Source organism: Paenibacillus kyungheensis (genome assembly GCF_028606985.1).
GTDB lineage: Bacteria > Bacillota > Bacilli > Paenibacillales > Paenibacillaceae > Saccharibacillus > Saccharibacillus kyungheensis.
On record NZ_CP117416.1, the window covers coordinates 3,617,179 to 3,634,926 of the forward strand.

General features: G+C 39.7%; 14 protein-coding genes and 1 other RNA gene. All 15 read right to left on the reverse strand.

Features of this window, described 5'->3' with window-relative positions; translation table 11 throughout:
- Positions 1-9: 9 nt before the first annotated feature.
- Positions 10-1,353 (reverse strand): PhoH family protein, encoded by a 1,344-nt coding sequence (locus tag PQ456_RS15505; protein ID WP_273613097.1) that lies wholly within the window; start codon positions 1,351-1,353, stop codon positions 10-12.
- A gap of 457 nt (positions 1,354-1,810) precedes the next feature.
- Entirely contained in the window at positions 1,811-2,941 is a 1,131-nt protein-coding gene (locus PQ456_RS15510) for an LCP family protein (protein WP_273613098.1), read from the reverse strand.
- Between the two features lie 209 nt (positions 2,942-3,150).
- Positions 3,151-4,989 carry a translational GTPase TypA gene (typA, locus tag PQ456_RS15515; protein WP_273613099.1) on the reverse strand — a complete coding sequence of 613 codons (1,839 nt, stop codon included), beginning with the start codon at positions 4,987-4,989 and terminating at the stop codon, positions 3,151-3,153.
- A gap of 155 nt (positions 4,990-5,144) precedes the next feature.
- A complete protein-coding gene (locus tag PQ456_RS15520; protein WP_273613100.1) occupies positions 5,145-5,642 on the reverse strand; it encodes a hypothetical protein in 498 nt (165 codons plus the stop codon).
- A gap of 87 nt (positions 5,643-5,729) precedes the next feature.
- The gene (gene thiI, locus PQ456_RS15525) at positions 5,730-6,953 is read right to left on the reverse strand and encodes a tRNA uracil 4-sulfurtransferase ThiI (RefSeq protein WP_273613101.1); all 1,224 of its coding nucleotides are present in this window, start codon (positions 6,951-6,953) and stop codon (positions 5,730-5,732) included.
- Between the two features lie 2 nt (positions 6,954-6,955).
- Complete coding sequence (locus tag PQ456_RS15530) at positions 6,956-8,107, reverse strand: cysteine desulfurase family protein (protein WP_273613102.1); 1,152 nt, start codon at positions 8,105-8,107, stop codon at positions 6,956-6,958.
- Between the two features lie 216 nt (positions 8,108-8,323).
- Positions 8,324-9,181, reverse strand: a complete 858-nt coding sequence (locus PQ456_RS15535) for a lytic transglycosylase domain-containing protein (protein ID WP_273613103.1) — start codon at positions 9,179-9,181, stop codon at positions 8,324-8,326.
- Positions 9,182-9,643: 462 nt separating this feature from the next.
- Positions 9,644-10,144 carry a YpuI family protein gene (locus PQ456_RS15540; protein WP_204823249.1) on the reverse strand — a complete coding sequence of 167 codons (501 nt, stop codon included), beginning with the start codon at positions 10,142-10,144 and terminating at the stop codon, positions 9,644-9,646.
- 446 nt (positions 10,145-10,590) lie between these two features.
- An RNA gene (gene rnpB, locus PQ456_RS15545) (RNase P RNA component class A) lies at positions 10,591-11,004 on the reverse strand.
- Between the two features lie 229 nt (positions 11,005-11,233).
- The gene (locus PQ456_RS15550) at positions 11,234-12,349 is read right to left on the reverse strand and encodes a Nif3-like dinuclear metal center hexameric protein (RefSeq protein WP_273613104.1); all 1,116 of its coding nucleotides are present in this window, start codon (positions 12,347-12,349) and stop codon (positions 11,234-11,236) included.
- Positions 12,325-13,107 carry a tRNA (adenine(22)-N(1))-methyltransferase gene (locus tag PQ456_RS15555; RefSeq protein WP_273613105.1) on the reverse strand — a complete coding sequence of 261 codons (783 nt, stop codon included), beginning with the start codon at positions 13,105-13,107 and terminating at the stop codon, positions 12,325-12,327. Before PQ456_RS15555 ends, PQ456_RS15550 begins: the two co-directional genes overlap by 25 nt.
- Positions 13,104-13,928 (reverse strand): hypothetical protein, encoded by an 825-nt coding sequence (locus PQ456_RS15560; protein ID WP_273613106.1) that lies wholly within the window; start codon positions 13,926-13,928, stop codon positions 13,104-13,106. The genes PQ456_RS15555 and PQ456_RS15560 overlap by 4 nt, the downstream gene beginning before the upstream one ends.
- A 273-nt stretch (positions 13,929-14,201) precedes the next feature.
- Entirely contained in the window at positions 14,202-15,329 is a 1,128-nt protein-coding gene (gene rpoD, locus PQ456_RS15565) for an RNA polymerase sigma factor RpoD (RefSeq protein ID WP_204823245.1), read from the reverse strand.
- 41 nt (positions 15,330-15,370) lie between these two features.
- The gene (gene dnaG / locus PQ456_RS15570) at positions 15,371-17,191 is read right to left on the reverse strand and encodes a DNA primase (protein ID WP_273613107.1); all 1,821 of its coding nucleotides are present in this window, start codon (positions 17,189-17,191) and stop codon (positions 15,371-15,373) included.
- 46 nt (positions 17,192-17,237) lie between these two features.
- On the reverse strand, positions 17,238-17,717 hold the full coding sequence (locus PQ456_RS15575) for a YaiI/YqxD family protein (protein ID WP_273613108.1): 480 nt from the start codon (positions 17,715-17,717) through the stop codon (positions 17,238-17,240).
- Positions 17,718-17,748: the final 31 nt, after the last annotated feature.

The following is a 17,748-nucleotide window of genomic DNA, read 5'->3' on the forward strand; positions in this document are numbered from 1 at the left end:
ATAATGACGTTACAACAAATCAGCAGCCAGTTGAGCCAGTTTGGAACGCTCTCCTTTTTCCAGCGTAATATGACCACTGATTCCTTCTTGTTTGAAATGCTCTACGACATGCGTTAATCCATTGCTGATTGAATCGAGATAAGGATGATCTATTTGATCAGGATCGCCGACCAGCACAATTTTACTGCCTTCACCTACACGCGATACAATCGTTTTGACTTCATGACGGGATAGATTCTGAGCTTCATCAATAATAATAAATTGACCCGGAATAGAACGTCCACGAATATACGTTAAGGCTTCAACTTGAATACTACCCAGTCCCATCAAAATTTTGTCGATATCGCCTGCTTTTTTGGTATCAAATAAAAACTCTAAATTATCGTAAATCGGTTGCATCCATGGACGCAATTTTTCATCTTTCTCTCCAGGTAGATAACCAATATCTTTACCCATAGGCACAACAGGTCTCGCAATGAGTAGCTTTTTATATTTTTGTTCATCTTCTACTTTGGACAATGCAGCCGCTAAAGCAAGTAACGTTTTACCTGTTCCTGCTTTACCTGTAATTGTGACTAACGGAATATCATCATTTAGTAACAATTCTAGTGCCATTCTTTGCTGTGCATTACGAGCAGCGATTCCCCAGATTGGATCATTACTCAAAAATAAAGGTTCCAATTTGCTAGCATCTGCATTTACTTTAAGCAATGCAGATTTGGCACTACCCAATTCATCTTTTAAGATCACAAACTCATTGGCATAAAAAGAATGTTTGATATTTAGAGATTGGATAGGTAAATAGCGGTTACTATAAAATTCATCAATTACCGCAGGATGTACTGTTAAGGTGCTATATCCTGTATACATTTCATTAGGATCAGCCGCTCGATCAGAAAGATAATCTTCTGTATTAACACCCAATACATCTGCTTTGACTCTAACCAATACGTCTTTACTCACCAGCACGACTTGCGAGCGAGACAGTTGACTTGCTTCTTTTTCCTGTTCTTCTAATTCATAGTTCAAAGCTACTGCCAAAATACGATTATCGTTCGAAATTTCTCCAAACATATCTTGTACTTTAGCAAAGCTACGATGATTTAATTCTACACGTAACGTACCACCATTTTCTAAGTGGACTCCGTCATGTAAATATCCTGATTCTCTTAATGAATCAAGAGAACGTGAGATACTGCGGGCATTCCGTCCAATTTCATCTGCATTTCGCTTTTTAGAATCAATTTCTTCGAGTACGACTGCGGGTATAATAACATCATTTTCTTCGAAAGCAAAAATGGCATTTGGATCATGAAGAAGCACATTGGTATCCAGTACAAAAATCTTTTTCATCGAGAGTTCCCCCTTGAGTAGAAAGTCTTATGATCTCTGATGCCATTTACTTTATGGATAACTATGCTTATCCCTTCTTGATCAGCCAAGCCTCACCCTCCTCTTAATACACAAAAACCAGACGCTAAACAGCATCCGGTTTTTTATAAGATCATACACGTATAGACATACTCCATCAGACACCAGGGTACATAACAGTATAGAGCCTCTCCGGCACATACGTTCAACATATAGCATACGATCAAGCAACATGGATTCCTGCATCATCGAGACCTCCAATCACTGGCATGAATATACTGGTGTTTCTTCATTATAGCATAGGTCAAATTCATTTCAAATCTATAATCTGCTGACCCTTATTCGCTGTCTGTATGCAAAAAAAAGAGCCTTCGCCTGGGCGAAAACTCTATCATTTATTTCTACATTATAGTTCACTTTATTTATTACAAAATGAATATTATTGACTCGGTTTGCTTGTACTTGCTGGCTGATCAAATTGATCCGTATGCGTAGCTGTACCTGCTAATTCATCTTGTAGTGCTTTTTTAGCATTCGCTAACTCTGTTTCATTAATGTAGACATAAGGACTTTTCCAATCACCTGTTACTGGCATGTATTTGATATTCTGTTTCGGAATATCCCAATAGGTTGTCAGTAAGTTTTTAAATTGTTCGCCTTCAATATCAGTTTCCATATTTTTATCTACAGATTCGATAATAGAGCCCAATTTAGTCACACCGCTAAACGATTGAATTTTGTCTACAACAGCATTCAATACTTGGTTTTGGCGTTGGTTACGGCTAAAGTCGTCTGATCCTTGTGTACGAGGACTACAATTTGATTTACGGTAACGTACATAATCTAGAGAGTTTGCACCATTTAGATGTTGTTGACCGGTAGACAAATTAATATTCGTACCATCTGCTTTATCTACATAACACATTTTCATATCTACATTGATATCAATACCACCTACTGAATCGACAACATCCCGGAAACCCTGGAAGTTCAACACAGTTGTATACTCTACATCTACACCCAAATATTTACCAAGCAATGTTTTCATTTCACTCATCGCTAGATCTGTACCATCTTTTTTATCTTTCGCATAAAACTTCGGATAATAAGAGTTCAGTTTATTGGGAATATAACCTTCGAGTTGTAGGTACGTATCACGCGGCAAAGAAACAATCGTGGCTGATTTGGTATCTGGGTTCAGTGTAGCTACCATAACAACGTCTGTTAATCGTGTTCCTGTTTCTTGACGATAATCAGTTCCCAAAAGTGCCATCGTAATCGGTTTTACTTTTGCTGATTTTTCAGGAGCGACAGGTTGACTAATAACAGTACCGCCACTATCTTTTGGACCTACACCATTAAACATACCTTGAACCTGATAATATAAATATCCTGCATAAGCCATAACTCCTACAATTGCCAAAAGAACAACGATCAGCAAAATCTGCATAAATCGTTTAAAGCCACTGGCCTTTTTCTTTTGCTTTTTTTTGGGATTAGGATTACCGGATTTTTGTGTTTTGGATTTGGTTCCTGCACGCGGCGGAAGCCCACCTGTTGTCGTACTCATTGCTCTCAACACCTGTTCCATCATTTTAGATAATGAAGTTATAGTCTTCAATTATGTTGCCTTATCATACGTTCAGCTTATGCATCTTAGTATGTAGTGGCATGTACTGTTGTCATCCGGTCAATACAAGATTGACCGGATATCCAAACAGTATTTAACCTGTTGAAACAGGTACTTAAGCGCAGTGGTCTATCCAACAATATATGATATTACGATTGCATTGCAGATTTACGTTGTTTTTCCGCACGTTCGCGCTCACTCTTATTCAAAATCTTTTTACGCATACGAATTGATTTTGGAGTGATTTCACAATACTCATCTTCGTTCAAATATTCCAAAGCTTGCTCTAGAGAGAAGCTACGAGGAGTTTTCATTTTAACTGTATCGTCTTTTGTTGCAGAACGAACGTTAGTTAATTGTTTTTCTTTACAAATGTTAACAACAATATCGTTATCACGAGTATGCTCACCAACGATCATACCTTCGTAAATTTCAGCACCTGGCTCAAGGAACAAAGTACCGCGATCTTCAACAGACAAGATACCGTACAAAGTTGAAGAACCACTTTCACTTGAAACCAATACGCCTTCATGACGTCCGCCTACTTGACCAGCAGCAACTGGACCATAGCTATCGAATGAATGGTTCATAATTCCGTAACCTTTAGTCAATGTTAAGAAGTATGTTCCGTATCCGATCAAACCACGAGCAGGAATCAAGAATTCTAAACGAACTTGACCACTACCATTGTTAATCATATTTACCATCTCAGCTTTACGTGAACCCAAGCTCTCCATAACTGCGCCCATGCTTTCTTCAGGCAAATCAATTAGTAGATGCTCGATAGGCTCCATACGTTTACCATCGATTTCACGTACGATAACTTCTGGTTTGGATACTTGCAATTCGTAACCTTCACGACGCATATTTTCGATCAAGATACCAAGGTGAAGTTCACCACGACCAGATACGATATAAGCATCAGGGCTATCTGTTTCGTCTACACGTAGACTTACGTCTGTTTCTAATTCTTTGAACAAACGGTCACGAAGACGGCGAGAAGTTACCCATTTTCCTTCGCGTCCAGCAAATGGACTGTTGTTTACAAGGAAAGTCATTTGCAATGTAGGCTCATCAATTTTAAGAACCGGCAATGCTTCTGGGTTTTGTGGATCAGCAATCGTTTCACCGATATTGATGTCTTTAATACCAGCGATAGCAATAATATCACCAGCACCAGCTTCTTCGATCTCAATACGTTTTAGACCTTGGAAACCAAACAATTTCTCAATACGAGCTGTTTTCTTTTGGCCTTCACGGTTAATAACTGTTACCGATTGACCTTGACGGATAACACCACGGTTAACACGACCTACCGCAATACGACCCAAATATTCGTTATAGTCCATCAATGTAACCAAGAATTGCAATGGCTCATCGATTTTCTCTTTTGGTGAAGGGATATGTTCGATAATTGTTTCGTACATAGCTTGCATCGTTTCGTCTTGTTTTTCTGGATCAAGACTAGACGTACCATTCAAAGCAGAAGCGTAAACAACCGGGAATTCCAATTGCTCGTCACTTGCACCAAGTTCAATAAATAGATCCAATACTTCATCAATAACTTCTGTCGGGCGAGCAGCAGGACGGTCAATTTTGTTTACGACAACAGTAGGAGTCAAATTTTGCTCCAATGCTTTACGCAATACAAATTTAGTCTGAGGCATACAACCTTCATAAGCATCAACAATAAGAAGTACTCCGTCTACCATTTTCATGATACGTTCTACTTCACCACCAAAGTCGGCGTGACCCGGTGTATCCACGATATTGATTAAATAGTCTTTATACGTAATAGCTGTATTTTTTGCAAGAATCGTAATACCGCGTTCACGCTCCAGATCATTAGAATCCATCGCACGCTCCTGTAAAGTCTCGTGATCCCGGAAAATACCTGACTGTTGCAACAATTTGTCCACTAGCGTTGTTTTACCATGGTCAACGTGGGCAATGATTGCGATATTGCGAATTTGTTCTCTTGATTGCATAAATTTCTCCAAATCCTCTCCATAAAAGGAGCGTCGGTCAACTAAGCCGACGCTCTACTATTTGTTAACACAGTGTTCAAAAAATCGGCATCCATAATCTTGCTTATTATAATTATACGTCATTGTTGCTATAAATCAAGCAAATTCGCATTTTATTACCAACCTGTTTTTGAATTACTCCGGCTAGCTAGTATCCATAATCCAGATAAGATCAACAGTAGCGCAATAAAATAAAAAGCAAAATTTCCTAATAAACTAAAAATAAGCAGAATTACTGATAACCAAGTAAGTGCAATTGAAGCAAAACCAACGTTGCGTGATACTGGTGAGGCTGCACATACATAATACTCATACATTCCTATAGAGACTCCCAAAATAAGCACAGGCCATAGATGTCCCATGAGCCACCATCCCCAAGTATTGCAAAGGAAGAATAAGGCTCCATATACTGTAAGTATTCCAGCCGGAATCAATACAATAGCAGGTGCACTACGGCTAAAATACAGTAATTGTAATATAATACCTGGCAAAAGAATCGCCAGTGGCCAGAAAATATGACCAATAAAACTGAATACGCCCAATTTGCCAAGTAGGATAATCAAACCTGCACATACAATAAACAGTCCGATTAACCCTTGATTACGATTGGTCATTCCAGCTTCCTCCTTCATCGATCTGTCCCTATTTATATCGGTTTTCATTTTGGCATCATGAAGATATAAAAGGTAATCTAATCTTCTTTAAAACCAATCTTCATTTATAGCAGTAGAAGCAAGCTGTAAAGGGCTTCCTGCTTCGATCGTTAACACTTCCGTCTGCTCTACAGCACGTTCAATCATCGGCTCCAGTTCCAAAAACGATTCTACTTTTTCAATAATTCTCAAATTGGGATTGGTTGTCGGTGATTTCGGGATAAATAGTGTACAGCAATCTTCATAAGGCAAAATCGATAAATCATATGTGCCGATTTCTTTGGCAATTTGAATAATCTCATCTTTACCTGTCATGACTAACGGACGCAAAATCGGTAACTCTGTAGCACGTTCGATAGCGTTCATACTGGATAATGTCTGACTGGCTACCTGACCCAAGCTTTCCCCGGTGATCAAAGCTAATCCTTTTTGCTGTTCAGCGATCTTAGTCGCAATCCGTAACATCGCCCGGCGCATCAATGTAATCATTAAATTATCTTGTCCTGTAGTCGTAAAAGCGGTCTGTATCTCTGTAAAAGGTACCACATGCAATTTGACGACTCCTGCATATCCTGCTAATACACGCGTAAGATCGACGACTTTTTCTTTAGCACGTTCACTGGTAAACGGATAACTATGAAAATGAATACATTCTACTTCAAGTCCGCGGCGCATCGATTGCCATCCTGCGACAGGGCTATCTATCCCTCCAGAAAGAAGCAACATCGCTTTACCATTACTTCCGCGCGGGAAGCCACCTACTGCTGGAATCAATTCACTATAAATATAAGCCGCTCCATCTCGAATCTCTACTCGTAATTCAATCTGTGGTTGTCTTACGTCGACTTTGAGTAATGGATATGCACGTAATACAGGTGAACCTACCAAATGATTCATTTCTTGCGATGAATGAGGGAACTCTTTCCAGACTCGCTTCACAGATACTTTGAATGTAGTAAGTTGGTCAATATGTTGCTCTCCGATTAATTCAATAGCAGCTGCAATAATGTCATCCAATTGAGGCAATGTCTGCTTGACTGGAATAATATCCATAATGCCAAATACATTTTTTAACACTTGAATTAACGCTTCTACCGATTCTCCACCTGTTTCCACATACATTCTACCGTATTCACGACGAACATGCGCTTTAGGATAAGGACGTAAAACCGCACGTACATGTTCTGAAATTGTTTTTTCAAATCTGGATCTATTTTTACCTTTGAGTGTAATTTCACCTAATCTTAAAATCAAACGATCTATATTTTGCATACTTAACGGGTTCTCCTCTCCAATGGGCGAAGCTGTGTAACAGTCTGACGAAGCGCTGTGATTAAATGTTCAATATCTTGATTTGTATGTTGATCGCCCAAGCTGATCCGTATTCCACTTGCAGCATGTTCTCGCGTGATCCCCATCGCTACTAATACACGACTTGGTTCAGCTTTACGGGAAGAACAAGCAGACTGTGTAGATACGATACAACCCTGCTGTTCTAGACTATGCAATATTACTTCCGATTTCATACCGGGATAACAGAAATGAATAATATGCGGTGATGCGATAGCAGGATTCGTTAACACTAGTCCATCTATCGCTTGAATTTCTGTTTTTAACAATTGGCTAAAAGCAGTTAATCGTTCTGCTAGTGTATATTGTTCTGTTGCTGCTAGACGTAGCGCCTTGGTCATGCCTACGATACCGGCTACATTTTCTGTACCCGAGCGATAGCCATTTTCTTGTCCACCACCTGCCAGTAATGGAAAAAGTTCAGTCCCTTGTTTGATATATAATAATCCAGTTCCTTTGGGACCTCTTATTTTGTGAGCAGATAAGCTATATAGATCGATATTCCATTTTGCTAATACTACAGGCAATTTGCCGAATCCTTGTACACCATCGACATGCATCAGTGTACGAGGTTGTACTTTTTTCAGCCATTCTGATACTTGTTGCACAGGTTGAACAGCGCCTGTCTCATTATTCACATGCATCATACTGACTATAATCGTATCTGCTCGTAAAGCATTCTGAATATCTTCCAATAATACAATGCCGTCAGGTGCAGGATCGATATAACTAATTTCAAATCCTATCTGCTCCAATTGACGACAACACTCATACACAGAAGGATGCTCAATACTCGTAGTAATAATATGTCCCTGTGTACGTCCGCCACGCATCGCTGCTCCTTTCAGAGCAAAGTTATTACTTTCTGTAGCGCCTGATGTCCAAATAATTTCGTTTGGTTTGACTCCAAGTAGTTGAGCAGTGACTTCTTTGGCATGTCGAACCAATCGGTCTGCTTCTTCTCCATATTGATGTAAAGAAGATGGATTGCCAAAATGCTTTTCCATAATCTCAGCCATCGATCGTATCACTTCAGGATAAGGAGGAGTCGTAGCGGCATAATCAAAATATTTCATCATTTGTTCCTCCCGTTCCTATACTATTGGCTTAATGTGTAGCTATCCAACTATCGTTCTATCAAAAAAAGATCAAAAAACGGAACCTACGCTCCGCTTTTTGATCTATCTCATATTGATATATCGTACTCATATATGATGATCAAATCTCTATATCGCTAAAACGTTCGTGTACTATTATACCATGTACTTAGGTACTATGAACGTTAATTATGATTATAATTCGTATTTGGCTTGAGCATTTTCAATCTTACCAATATAGCGCTGTGTTTCTTTTGGCAATTGGCTTAATTTCGCCATTAATTCTTCGTCATTTGAGATACCCAAACGTTGTAATCGACCTGGGCCTGCATTGTACGCGGCAAGGGCTGTTTTCACATTACCATCATAACGCTTGATCTGATAAGACAAATATTTGGTACCGCCATCTATATTTTGCGCCGGATCAAAAGAGTTGCTTACTCCCAGACCAGCAGCTGTTCCGTCCATTAATTGCATTAATCCTTTTGCTCCTGCGGAAGAACCTGCATTCGGATTAAAAGAAGATTCGGTATCAATAACAGCTTTGATCAATGATTCAGAGATACCGTATTTGCTACTAGCTGCACTGATTAAATCGTTATAAGCTGTTGGTTTACTCGCACCTGTACCTGTTGCTGCAATAGCAGAAGAAGGATCTGCTCCTCCAATACCTGCTGTGCCTGTAGATGGAAGTGGTGTATTCACTTTAGCCGTTGTTGTAGATGTACTAGGATCGACAGGAGCCAGTTGATCAAATTGATACCACGGGTCACTTTGTCCTGCACCACTTGTTGCATACGTATTGCCTGTAACAGAACTTGAATCTACATCTCCGACACTTGCAGCAGAAGGCAACACACTGGCAAGACTCACTGGATTTATATTAGAACCTTTTGTTTCAGCCGTTGTTCCTATATTTTGTTGCAACATCATATCAAATAATTTGCTACTATCATCGGTATTGGCTGTCAATTGGTCTGCACTACCTACACCAGAAGTATTCAAATATTTTAGTTCTATTAACTGTTTTGCCACTTTTGCATCAATTTGCATTCTGCTCGTGACTCCCATCTATATAATGTATTCCATCGCCGTTATCTATATGCTATCTATACTATTGATTATAGTTGTAAAAGGATGCCTATTCTATAAGAAACAATACTCATAACTGCCTCTTCCTATCAAAATAGGAACAATCTCCTTTTGTCTTGGTGATTATGGTCAGAACCTATCTCTAAATTAGTCTCTATAATACTTTTCGTCCAAAAAGCTATTTTTGTGAATAACAGCTTTATTAATTTTTTAAAATTAAAGTCTCATTAGATTTTTATCAAGTTCTACAATTATGTTTTTTAATTCCATTGTTAAGATATAAAATGACGTTTTACTTTGCTTCATCATTTCCACCCTTTATATGTAATATTTTATATCATTTATCGTTATATTATATATGTACACAAATAAAAAGATGCCCTTCAAGGACATCTTTTTTTAGTATTTCGTATCTAACAAAAATTAAGCGTGACGTTGGTTCATACGACGTTGAGTTAAATAATCACTTTCGTAGTAAGCTAGATCATCGCGTAATTCTTCGTAAATTTTTGTGATTTCTAAAATAATGTCTCTAACCGGTTTGACAGGAGTCTGACGGAAACGAATCGCTTCCTGACCTGTATAAGCATAACGTCCATCTTCAGAGTAGCACTCATTTTTGGGATAAAAAAAGCTATTGATACAATGGTGATACGCATTATAAAGTGCTTTTTCTGCAAAATCCATATCGAAATTCGCACGACGGATCACTACACCTAATTTTTCGTAAGAAACTTCGGAAAACACAAGCAAATGACGTAAATCGGACAAAAATCCTTTGTAGAAAGCAACACTATCGACACCATTTTCAGCTGTCAATGCTTGTAAAGAGTATTCGTTTAAGAACTCTTCCATCTTCTCAATTGCTGGTTTCAATTTTTCCCTAGTGCTTTCACTTAACTTTTGGACATTCGCTGCTAACATGTCTGTAGCTCCCCCTTAAAATTGGTTCCTTAGAGACTGGGATGTGTCTTGAGAAAGACAACATTACCCTGATTTTTAATTACAATCCTACCATAAAATTAATACTTATGGTATCTCTGATGTGTACAAAATCTTCTTAACTTCATTTTAACCACTTTTTAAATATTAAAAACGTTAGCTTGTGAAACGGAATCTCATTAATATTCCCATCCATGAATGGTTTATTATCATATACATTACTTCGATTTTTACAAAGAAGCAAGTTTGTTAGAAGTAAGCACCATTTGATCGCATCAAAAAGCGGCGTGCTCTCCAAAGATGGAAAGACACACCGCCTTCTTCCAGCGGATATACAACCGGTACAGAGTGTCTATCTCTCTATATCGGACTATGATAAATGCTTATGAATGGTATTCTGTCAGACATACAAAAAAAGTAGCGTTAGTGGGGAAAGCTTCTCGTAAGCCGGGTTCTGTGCCTTTTGTGGTTCAGACGGGAACTACCCTCCCACTTTAGGCGACAATCATCTATCTAGGCCAAACATTACTGTTTGGCTCCAGCGACCAACCTCGATACACCTCGGGCAAAGGCTGCTTTTCCGAAGAAAAGCTGTATCTCTTTAGGTCTTGCTCCAGATGGGGTTTACCAGGAACGAAGTCACCAGCGTTCCTCGGGGTCTCTTACACCCCGGTTCCATCCTTACCTGTGCATAATTTCCGAAGAAATCAGCCATCGGCGGTCCATTTCTGTGGCACTATCCTTCAACTCGCGCTGACTGGATGTTATCCAGCACCCTGCCCTGTGGAGCCCGGACTTTCCTCCCGTGACGATAAGTCACCGGCGATTGTCTGTTTAGCTTTCCGCGAACGCAACACTTCACATTATATAATTATTCTATAAGAGTGTAAAGCATACATTACACTTTTTAAAAGTTCTCATTACAAAAATGCAGATTTGATTGTATTCTCTAGCTATTTCGATGTATTTTGTACAGTATATGTTGTAAAGCACAAGATAATTAACATAAAGGGATACGGTCTCAAATCTTTACATACAAAGATTAATATAGCTTTTGTACCCCATTACATTTTACACAAACTGAAAAGGTTCAGTATCAATCGTAGAAGCATGTACTTGTGTATCGTATTTATCTGCTTCCAAACGCTTACGAATCACTTCAGCCAGTCCTGACTTCATAATCTTCTCTGTATTATGACCCGGATCAATAATCGCTATGCCAGCCATTAACGCATCCTGAGCGGTATGATAATCGATATCTCCAGTAACAATCACATCTGCGCCTTTGAACAACGCTTGATTGACATAACGACTACCTGATCCTCCAAGCACAGCTGCTTTTTTGATCGTGCGGTTAAGATCACCTGTGACACGTACAATCGGTACATCTAATCCTTGTTTGACTGTATCTACAAATTGAGCAAGACTCACTGGAGCATCTAATTTACCGACACGACCTAATCCATAGACTTTACCGCTATCTGCCAAAGGATATAGATCATATGCTACTTCGTCATACGGATGAGACTTAATCAGTGCTTGAACAATTTTATTCCGTAGACTGGAAGGAACAACTGTTTCTAATCGGATTTCAGAGACAGATTCTAATTTACCTGTAGTGCCTATGTAAGGCTCACTGCCTTCTTCTGGTTGAAAAGTACCTGTCCCTTCTGAAGTGAACGTGCAATGGCTGTAATCTCCAATATGACCGCCACCCGCAGCAGTTATCGCATGGCGTACCCCTTCTACATGAGAAGCTGGCACAAATGTTACTAATTTGAATAATGAATCAGTAGACGTCTGTTCGATAGGAACTGTATGACGAAGCCCTAGAGCATCAGCCATCCAATCATTGACTCCGCCTTCTGCAATATCCAGATTGGTATGACTAATATAGACAGCAATATCATGCTTGATAAGCTTTTCATATAATTTGCCCATCGGTGTACTGGTATTAATACTTTTGAGCGCACGGAAAATGATGGCATGATGCGCAATAATCAAATCTACATCAAGCGCAATCGCTTCATCCACGACTTCATCAGTCACATCAAGAGCAACCAGAATATTGCGAATATCTTTTTGAAGTGTTCCTAATTGCAGACCGATACGATCATCAGGTACAGCAATACTTTTAGGTGCAAATTGCTCCATATATTGAATTACAGTTTGTCCTTTTGCAAGCATAATAGAACCTCCTTCACCGTTTGCAGCTGTTGCCGAAACACAGCCGATTTAGCTTGTGCTTCTTCATTTTCAGATTTACCTGTGGAAGCAGCTACTTTTTCAAGCTTATGGATTTCTTGAGACCATTTATATTGAAAAATGGAAGACCCTTCTTGGATCAAATACGGCCCAAAACGCAACAAACTATCTCGATCCACATCATAATCATGTGCCTGATTGGTCTCACTATGAGAAGTTAACGTTATGCCTTTATACAATTGTTGATTCATTTCTACTGCATCAGGTAAACGATCTGCTGTCAAAATCTCATAAATACGTCCGTCTTCTTCTAAAATTTGCTCATGACTCAAATACCAATTATGTTCTAACAACCAGCGACGTACATTTTCTTCGCCGACATTAGGTTGAAGAATAAGGCGCTGTACTCCTTCTAACTTATCCAGTCCTTCAGATAAAATAGAGACGATCAATACACCACCCATACCGGCAATAGTCACTACATCTACTTCACCTGGCTGGATCACAGCAAGTCCGTTGCCTAATCTTACATTGATCTTTTCTTTCAGCCCTGCTTCATTAACCTGACGCTGAGCCGCATCGCGAGGACCTACATTGACTTCCCCTGCGATTGCTTCTGTAATCATTCCTTTACGCATAGCAAAAACAGGCAAAAGGGCATGATCGGAACCAATATCCGCCAACCGGCTTCCTGTCGGAATTTGCTCTGCAATTTTTGTTAATCGTGTTGATAATTTCATGCAGCCACCCACGCTATCCATTTTTTTCGAAGTACAAATAAAATAATACATATTAAAGCTACTTTGACCATACAAAATAATGCAAAAGCTTCTGGCATCTGTCCACGCAGAAACACTTCATCAATTTCAGGCATAAACCAGACAGCCAGACTGGTTGTAAAATAAACAGCCGCCAATTTTTTACCACGATGATGCACAAGCCAGCAAAACCACATTAATAACAAACTAATAGGTAACCACAGCCCTTGTAACATCAACCATGAAGCTACAGGTTTAACCTGAGCAAAGAAACCTGCGTACAGTAATACAAAAGCACCAAACCCTATATACAATAACACAGGGCTCGAAATAATATAACCGAGTATACACCAAATGAGCGCACAACCCAAAACCAATAGCGTTATAAATACACGTTCATCCATACCATGCTCACGAATTAAAAAGATGCCTAACCCTAGCATCAACAGACTACCTATCGCTAGTAAAAAGGCTGATGCCAGTGAATTGCGTGTGCGTAAACGAATTCCGCCAGTATAACATAAAGCAGTAAATAACGGGATACATACCAACTGCACTAAAAATGGAAACGTAGCAAAATACAGAATAGTTAAACAAATAAAACAGACTACAATAAATGTAAAAATCCATGTCCGAATATTTCCTTGTTTTAACGAGTTCATCGATAGTACTTTTTTGTCACCACGTTCTTGGTCCACATCATACAAATTCATTAAAAAATCGCAATAATGCCCTGGAAGTAAGCGATTTTCACGCCAGTATTCAATTTCATCTAAAATAACTTCCCGTTTCCCCCGATCCACGACTTTCCCACTCCCTATTCATCACTAGGCAATTGCTTGATCCACGCTCTGCCAGCCGATTGAAACCGTTTATTGGATACTTGTATACAGCTATATTTTTTATTATAGCGTGTTCTGTTCTTCTATAGTTATATATCGCTTAATTGAAGCCAAAAGTAAACCCCTTACATCATACATATGTAAAAAAGAAAGCGTGCTACTTTAAAAAGAATGACACTATTATATAAAAAAAGAGACCTTACCGCTATAAGCAGAAGGTCTCTTACTATCATTCTATTCTAAGAAGTCTTTCAGACGTTTGCTACGGCTTGGATGACGAAGCTTACGAAGTGCTTTTGCTTCAATCTGACGAATCCGTTCACGCGTAACACCAAATACTTTACCTACTTCTTCAAGCGTTCTTGTACGTCCATCGTCTAGACCAAAACGTAGACGAAGAACATTTTCTTCACGCTCTGTTAAAGTATCCAATACATCTTCCAACTGTTCTTTTAACAATTCATAAGCAGCAGCATCTGCTGGAGCCAAAGCATCTTGGTCTTCAATAAAGTCTCCCAAGTGAGAATCATCTTCTTCACCGATAGGCGTCTCTAAAGAAACAGGTTCTTGAGCAATTTTCATAATCTCACGAACTTTTTCGACACTTAGTTCCATTTCAGCAGCAATTTCTTCCGGTGTAGGTTCGCGTCCTAATTCTTGTAGCAATTGACGGGATACCCGGATTAATTTGTTGATCGTTTCTACCATATGCACAGGAATACGAATCGTTCTTGCCTGATCGGCAATCGCGCGTGTAATCGCTTGACGAATCCACCATGTTGCATACGTACTGAATTTGTATCCTTTAGTATGATCGAACTTCTCAACTGCTTTGATCAGACCCATATTTCCTTCTTGGATCAAATCAAGGAACAGCATTCCACGTCCTACATAACGCTTAGCGATACTTACCACGAGACGTAAGTTAGCTTCAGCCAATCTACGTTTTGCTTCTTCATCTCCATCTTCAATACGTTTAGCCAATTCCACTTCATTATCTGCTGATAATAGAGGAACACGACCGATTTCTTTCAAATACATACGAACAGGATCATTAATCTTGATTCCTGGTGGAAGAGCAAGATCATCGTCGAAATTAAATTCGCTATCAGAACTTTCACGATCTGTATTCGAACGCATCGTAATTTCTTCGTCGCCTTCATTGACAACCTCGATGCCCATATCACCTAATTGTTCGTAAAACTCATCAATTTGCTCGGAATCCTGGTCAAATGGAGCCAGTCTTTCCATAATATCTTTGTAATTCAGAGAGGATCTTTTTTTGCCGACCTCTATTAGTTGTTCTTTTACCTGGTCTAATGTTAATTCAGTTTCTAATTCAGTATGCTGATCGTTCGCCATCTTTCGACTCCCTCCTCCCTAGAACTATCCGTACAAGACAATTACTGTCTTTCTAGGGCGATAATCTCACTTGCAATTTGTGCAGCACGTAAAAAATCACCTGATTTTTCAACGCGTAGCATTTCTTCTCTTTTTTGCTCTAATTGTTTCTGTTGTGGAAACTTTTTGATCTGTTGAATACAGTCTTGCAAAACCTGCGTACTGTCACCATGAGGTGTATCCATCATCAGGATTGAAGTCGCTGTTTTTTCTAACCGATCATCCTGAAGCGACGAAATAAATCGGCTTACATCGGGTGGCTTACCTTGTGCATAATAAGCATAAATATAGGAAGCAATCGCAGCATGATCAGCAATATTAAAAGCATCTCCCAAATGTTCTGATACATAAGTTGCTGCTTCAGCATCTTGTAGCATCATCGCAATCAGACGACGCTCTGCCGCATGATAAGCCGGTAACAGAGTAGGCGTGCCCTGAGCTTTTCTTGAGTTACCGCCTGTAGAACTACGATTTCCATTTTGTCCTTGCGGACGAGTCCTATTCAGGGTTTGGCGCATTAAGTTACAATCTTGCTTAAGACTTTCAAGCGATACGCCTACCTCGGTAGATAACTCTCTAAGGTATACTTCTCGCTCTGTCGGTGAAGAAAGCTGAGCAATCACTTTTAATGCTTCTTGAGCATAGGACGCTTTGCCATCTTCTTCTAACAAGTTGTAATTTCGTTTTACATAAATAAGCCTGAATTTGGTTGTCGACACCGCTCCATCAATCACTTGGCTTGCAAAACGTTCCGCCCCATATGTTTTGATATACTCATCTGGATCAAGCCCATTTTGCAATAAAGCGATCTTGACGCGCATGCCTGCTTCTTCCAAAATAGGAATACTTTTGAGTGCTGCTGCTTGCCCGGCATTATCACCGTCATAGCAAATCACTACTTCTTCTGTGAGTGTTCTCATCAACGAAGCATGATTTTCAGTAAGCGCTGTGCCCATTGTCGCTACACTATGTTGTACCCCCGCATCCCATGATGCAATCACATCACCGAAACCTTCCATCAATACCAGTTGCCCTTGCTTGCGAATAGCTGACTTGGCAAGATTGAGATTATAGAGAGTTCGACTTTTGTTAAATAAACGACTCTCCGGTGAATTGAGATACTTGGGTTGCCCTTCTCCCAAGATTCTACCTGCAAATGCAATAATCCTGCCACTGCGGTTCATAATTGGAAACATGACTCGCCCGCGAAACCGATCTACATATCCAGAGCCATCTTGTTTGGAAGAAAGCAACCCGCCTTTTTCCATTTCTTTGAGATCAAAAGAGCGCTTTTCAAAAAATTGAACTAGCGTATCCCAACGATCAGGCGCATAGCCAATTTGAAATTGATCAATCAGCTTATCCCCGAATCCACGGGCACGTAAATATTCCATTGCTGGTTTGCCATGTTCCGTATTTTTCAAAAGGTAATGAAACAACTTCGCTGTCCATTCATGAGCTTGTAATAAACGCTCAAGTTCTTGATCACGAGGAGCCACGCCACCGCCTTTACCATCCTGGAAAGGAATATGTGACTCTTCTGCCATCAACTTCACAGCTTCTGGAAATGAAAGCCCGTCAATTTCCATTCTGAACTTGATCGCATTGCCACCTGCGCCACAACCATAACAATAAAAGATCTGTCGATCAGGTGTCACTGTAAACGAAGGCGTCTTTTCGGAATGAAATGGACAGAGGCCTTTCATATATTTCCCCTGTTTGGTCAAATGAACATATTTGCCTACCGTATCAACAATGTCATTGTGCTGAAGTACAGCTTCAATAACCTCGTCAGGAATACCACCATTATGTCCGGTGCTCATTGCTACCACCTTCATCTCTTTTCACACGATACATAATATTCGATAACTAGGAGTCGATCTCCTGCAAATTTGTTAAAAGTTTTGTTAATTGCATCTGAAAATTTTTCTTATCTTCTGTTGTTAAAGGCTTAGGGCCCTTACCATACTTACCACTACGACGTGCTTTGGCTTGTGCATGACGACGTGCTAACAGAAATTCTATATTGTCTTTATCAAATTCCATTCCGCGAAAAGAAAGGATACGACATTGCTTGGCAAGCGCAATTGTCGCCAAACCATAATCTTGCGTAATCACAATATCTCCTGGACGTACATGATTCACAATATAGAGATCAGCACTCTGATCACTACGATCCACTTGCACCACAGATACGCCTTCTTCGGCATATATCTTATGATCAAAAGAAGACACCATTAATACAGGTGTATGAAACATTCGTGCAGTCTCAGCAATTTCTGCTTTGACAGGACAAGCATCTCCATCCACCACTATCGTACGCGGGTGGAATGGCTTGTTACTTTCCAATGTCCATCCCCCCTCTCATTGGGACTTCATG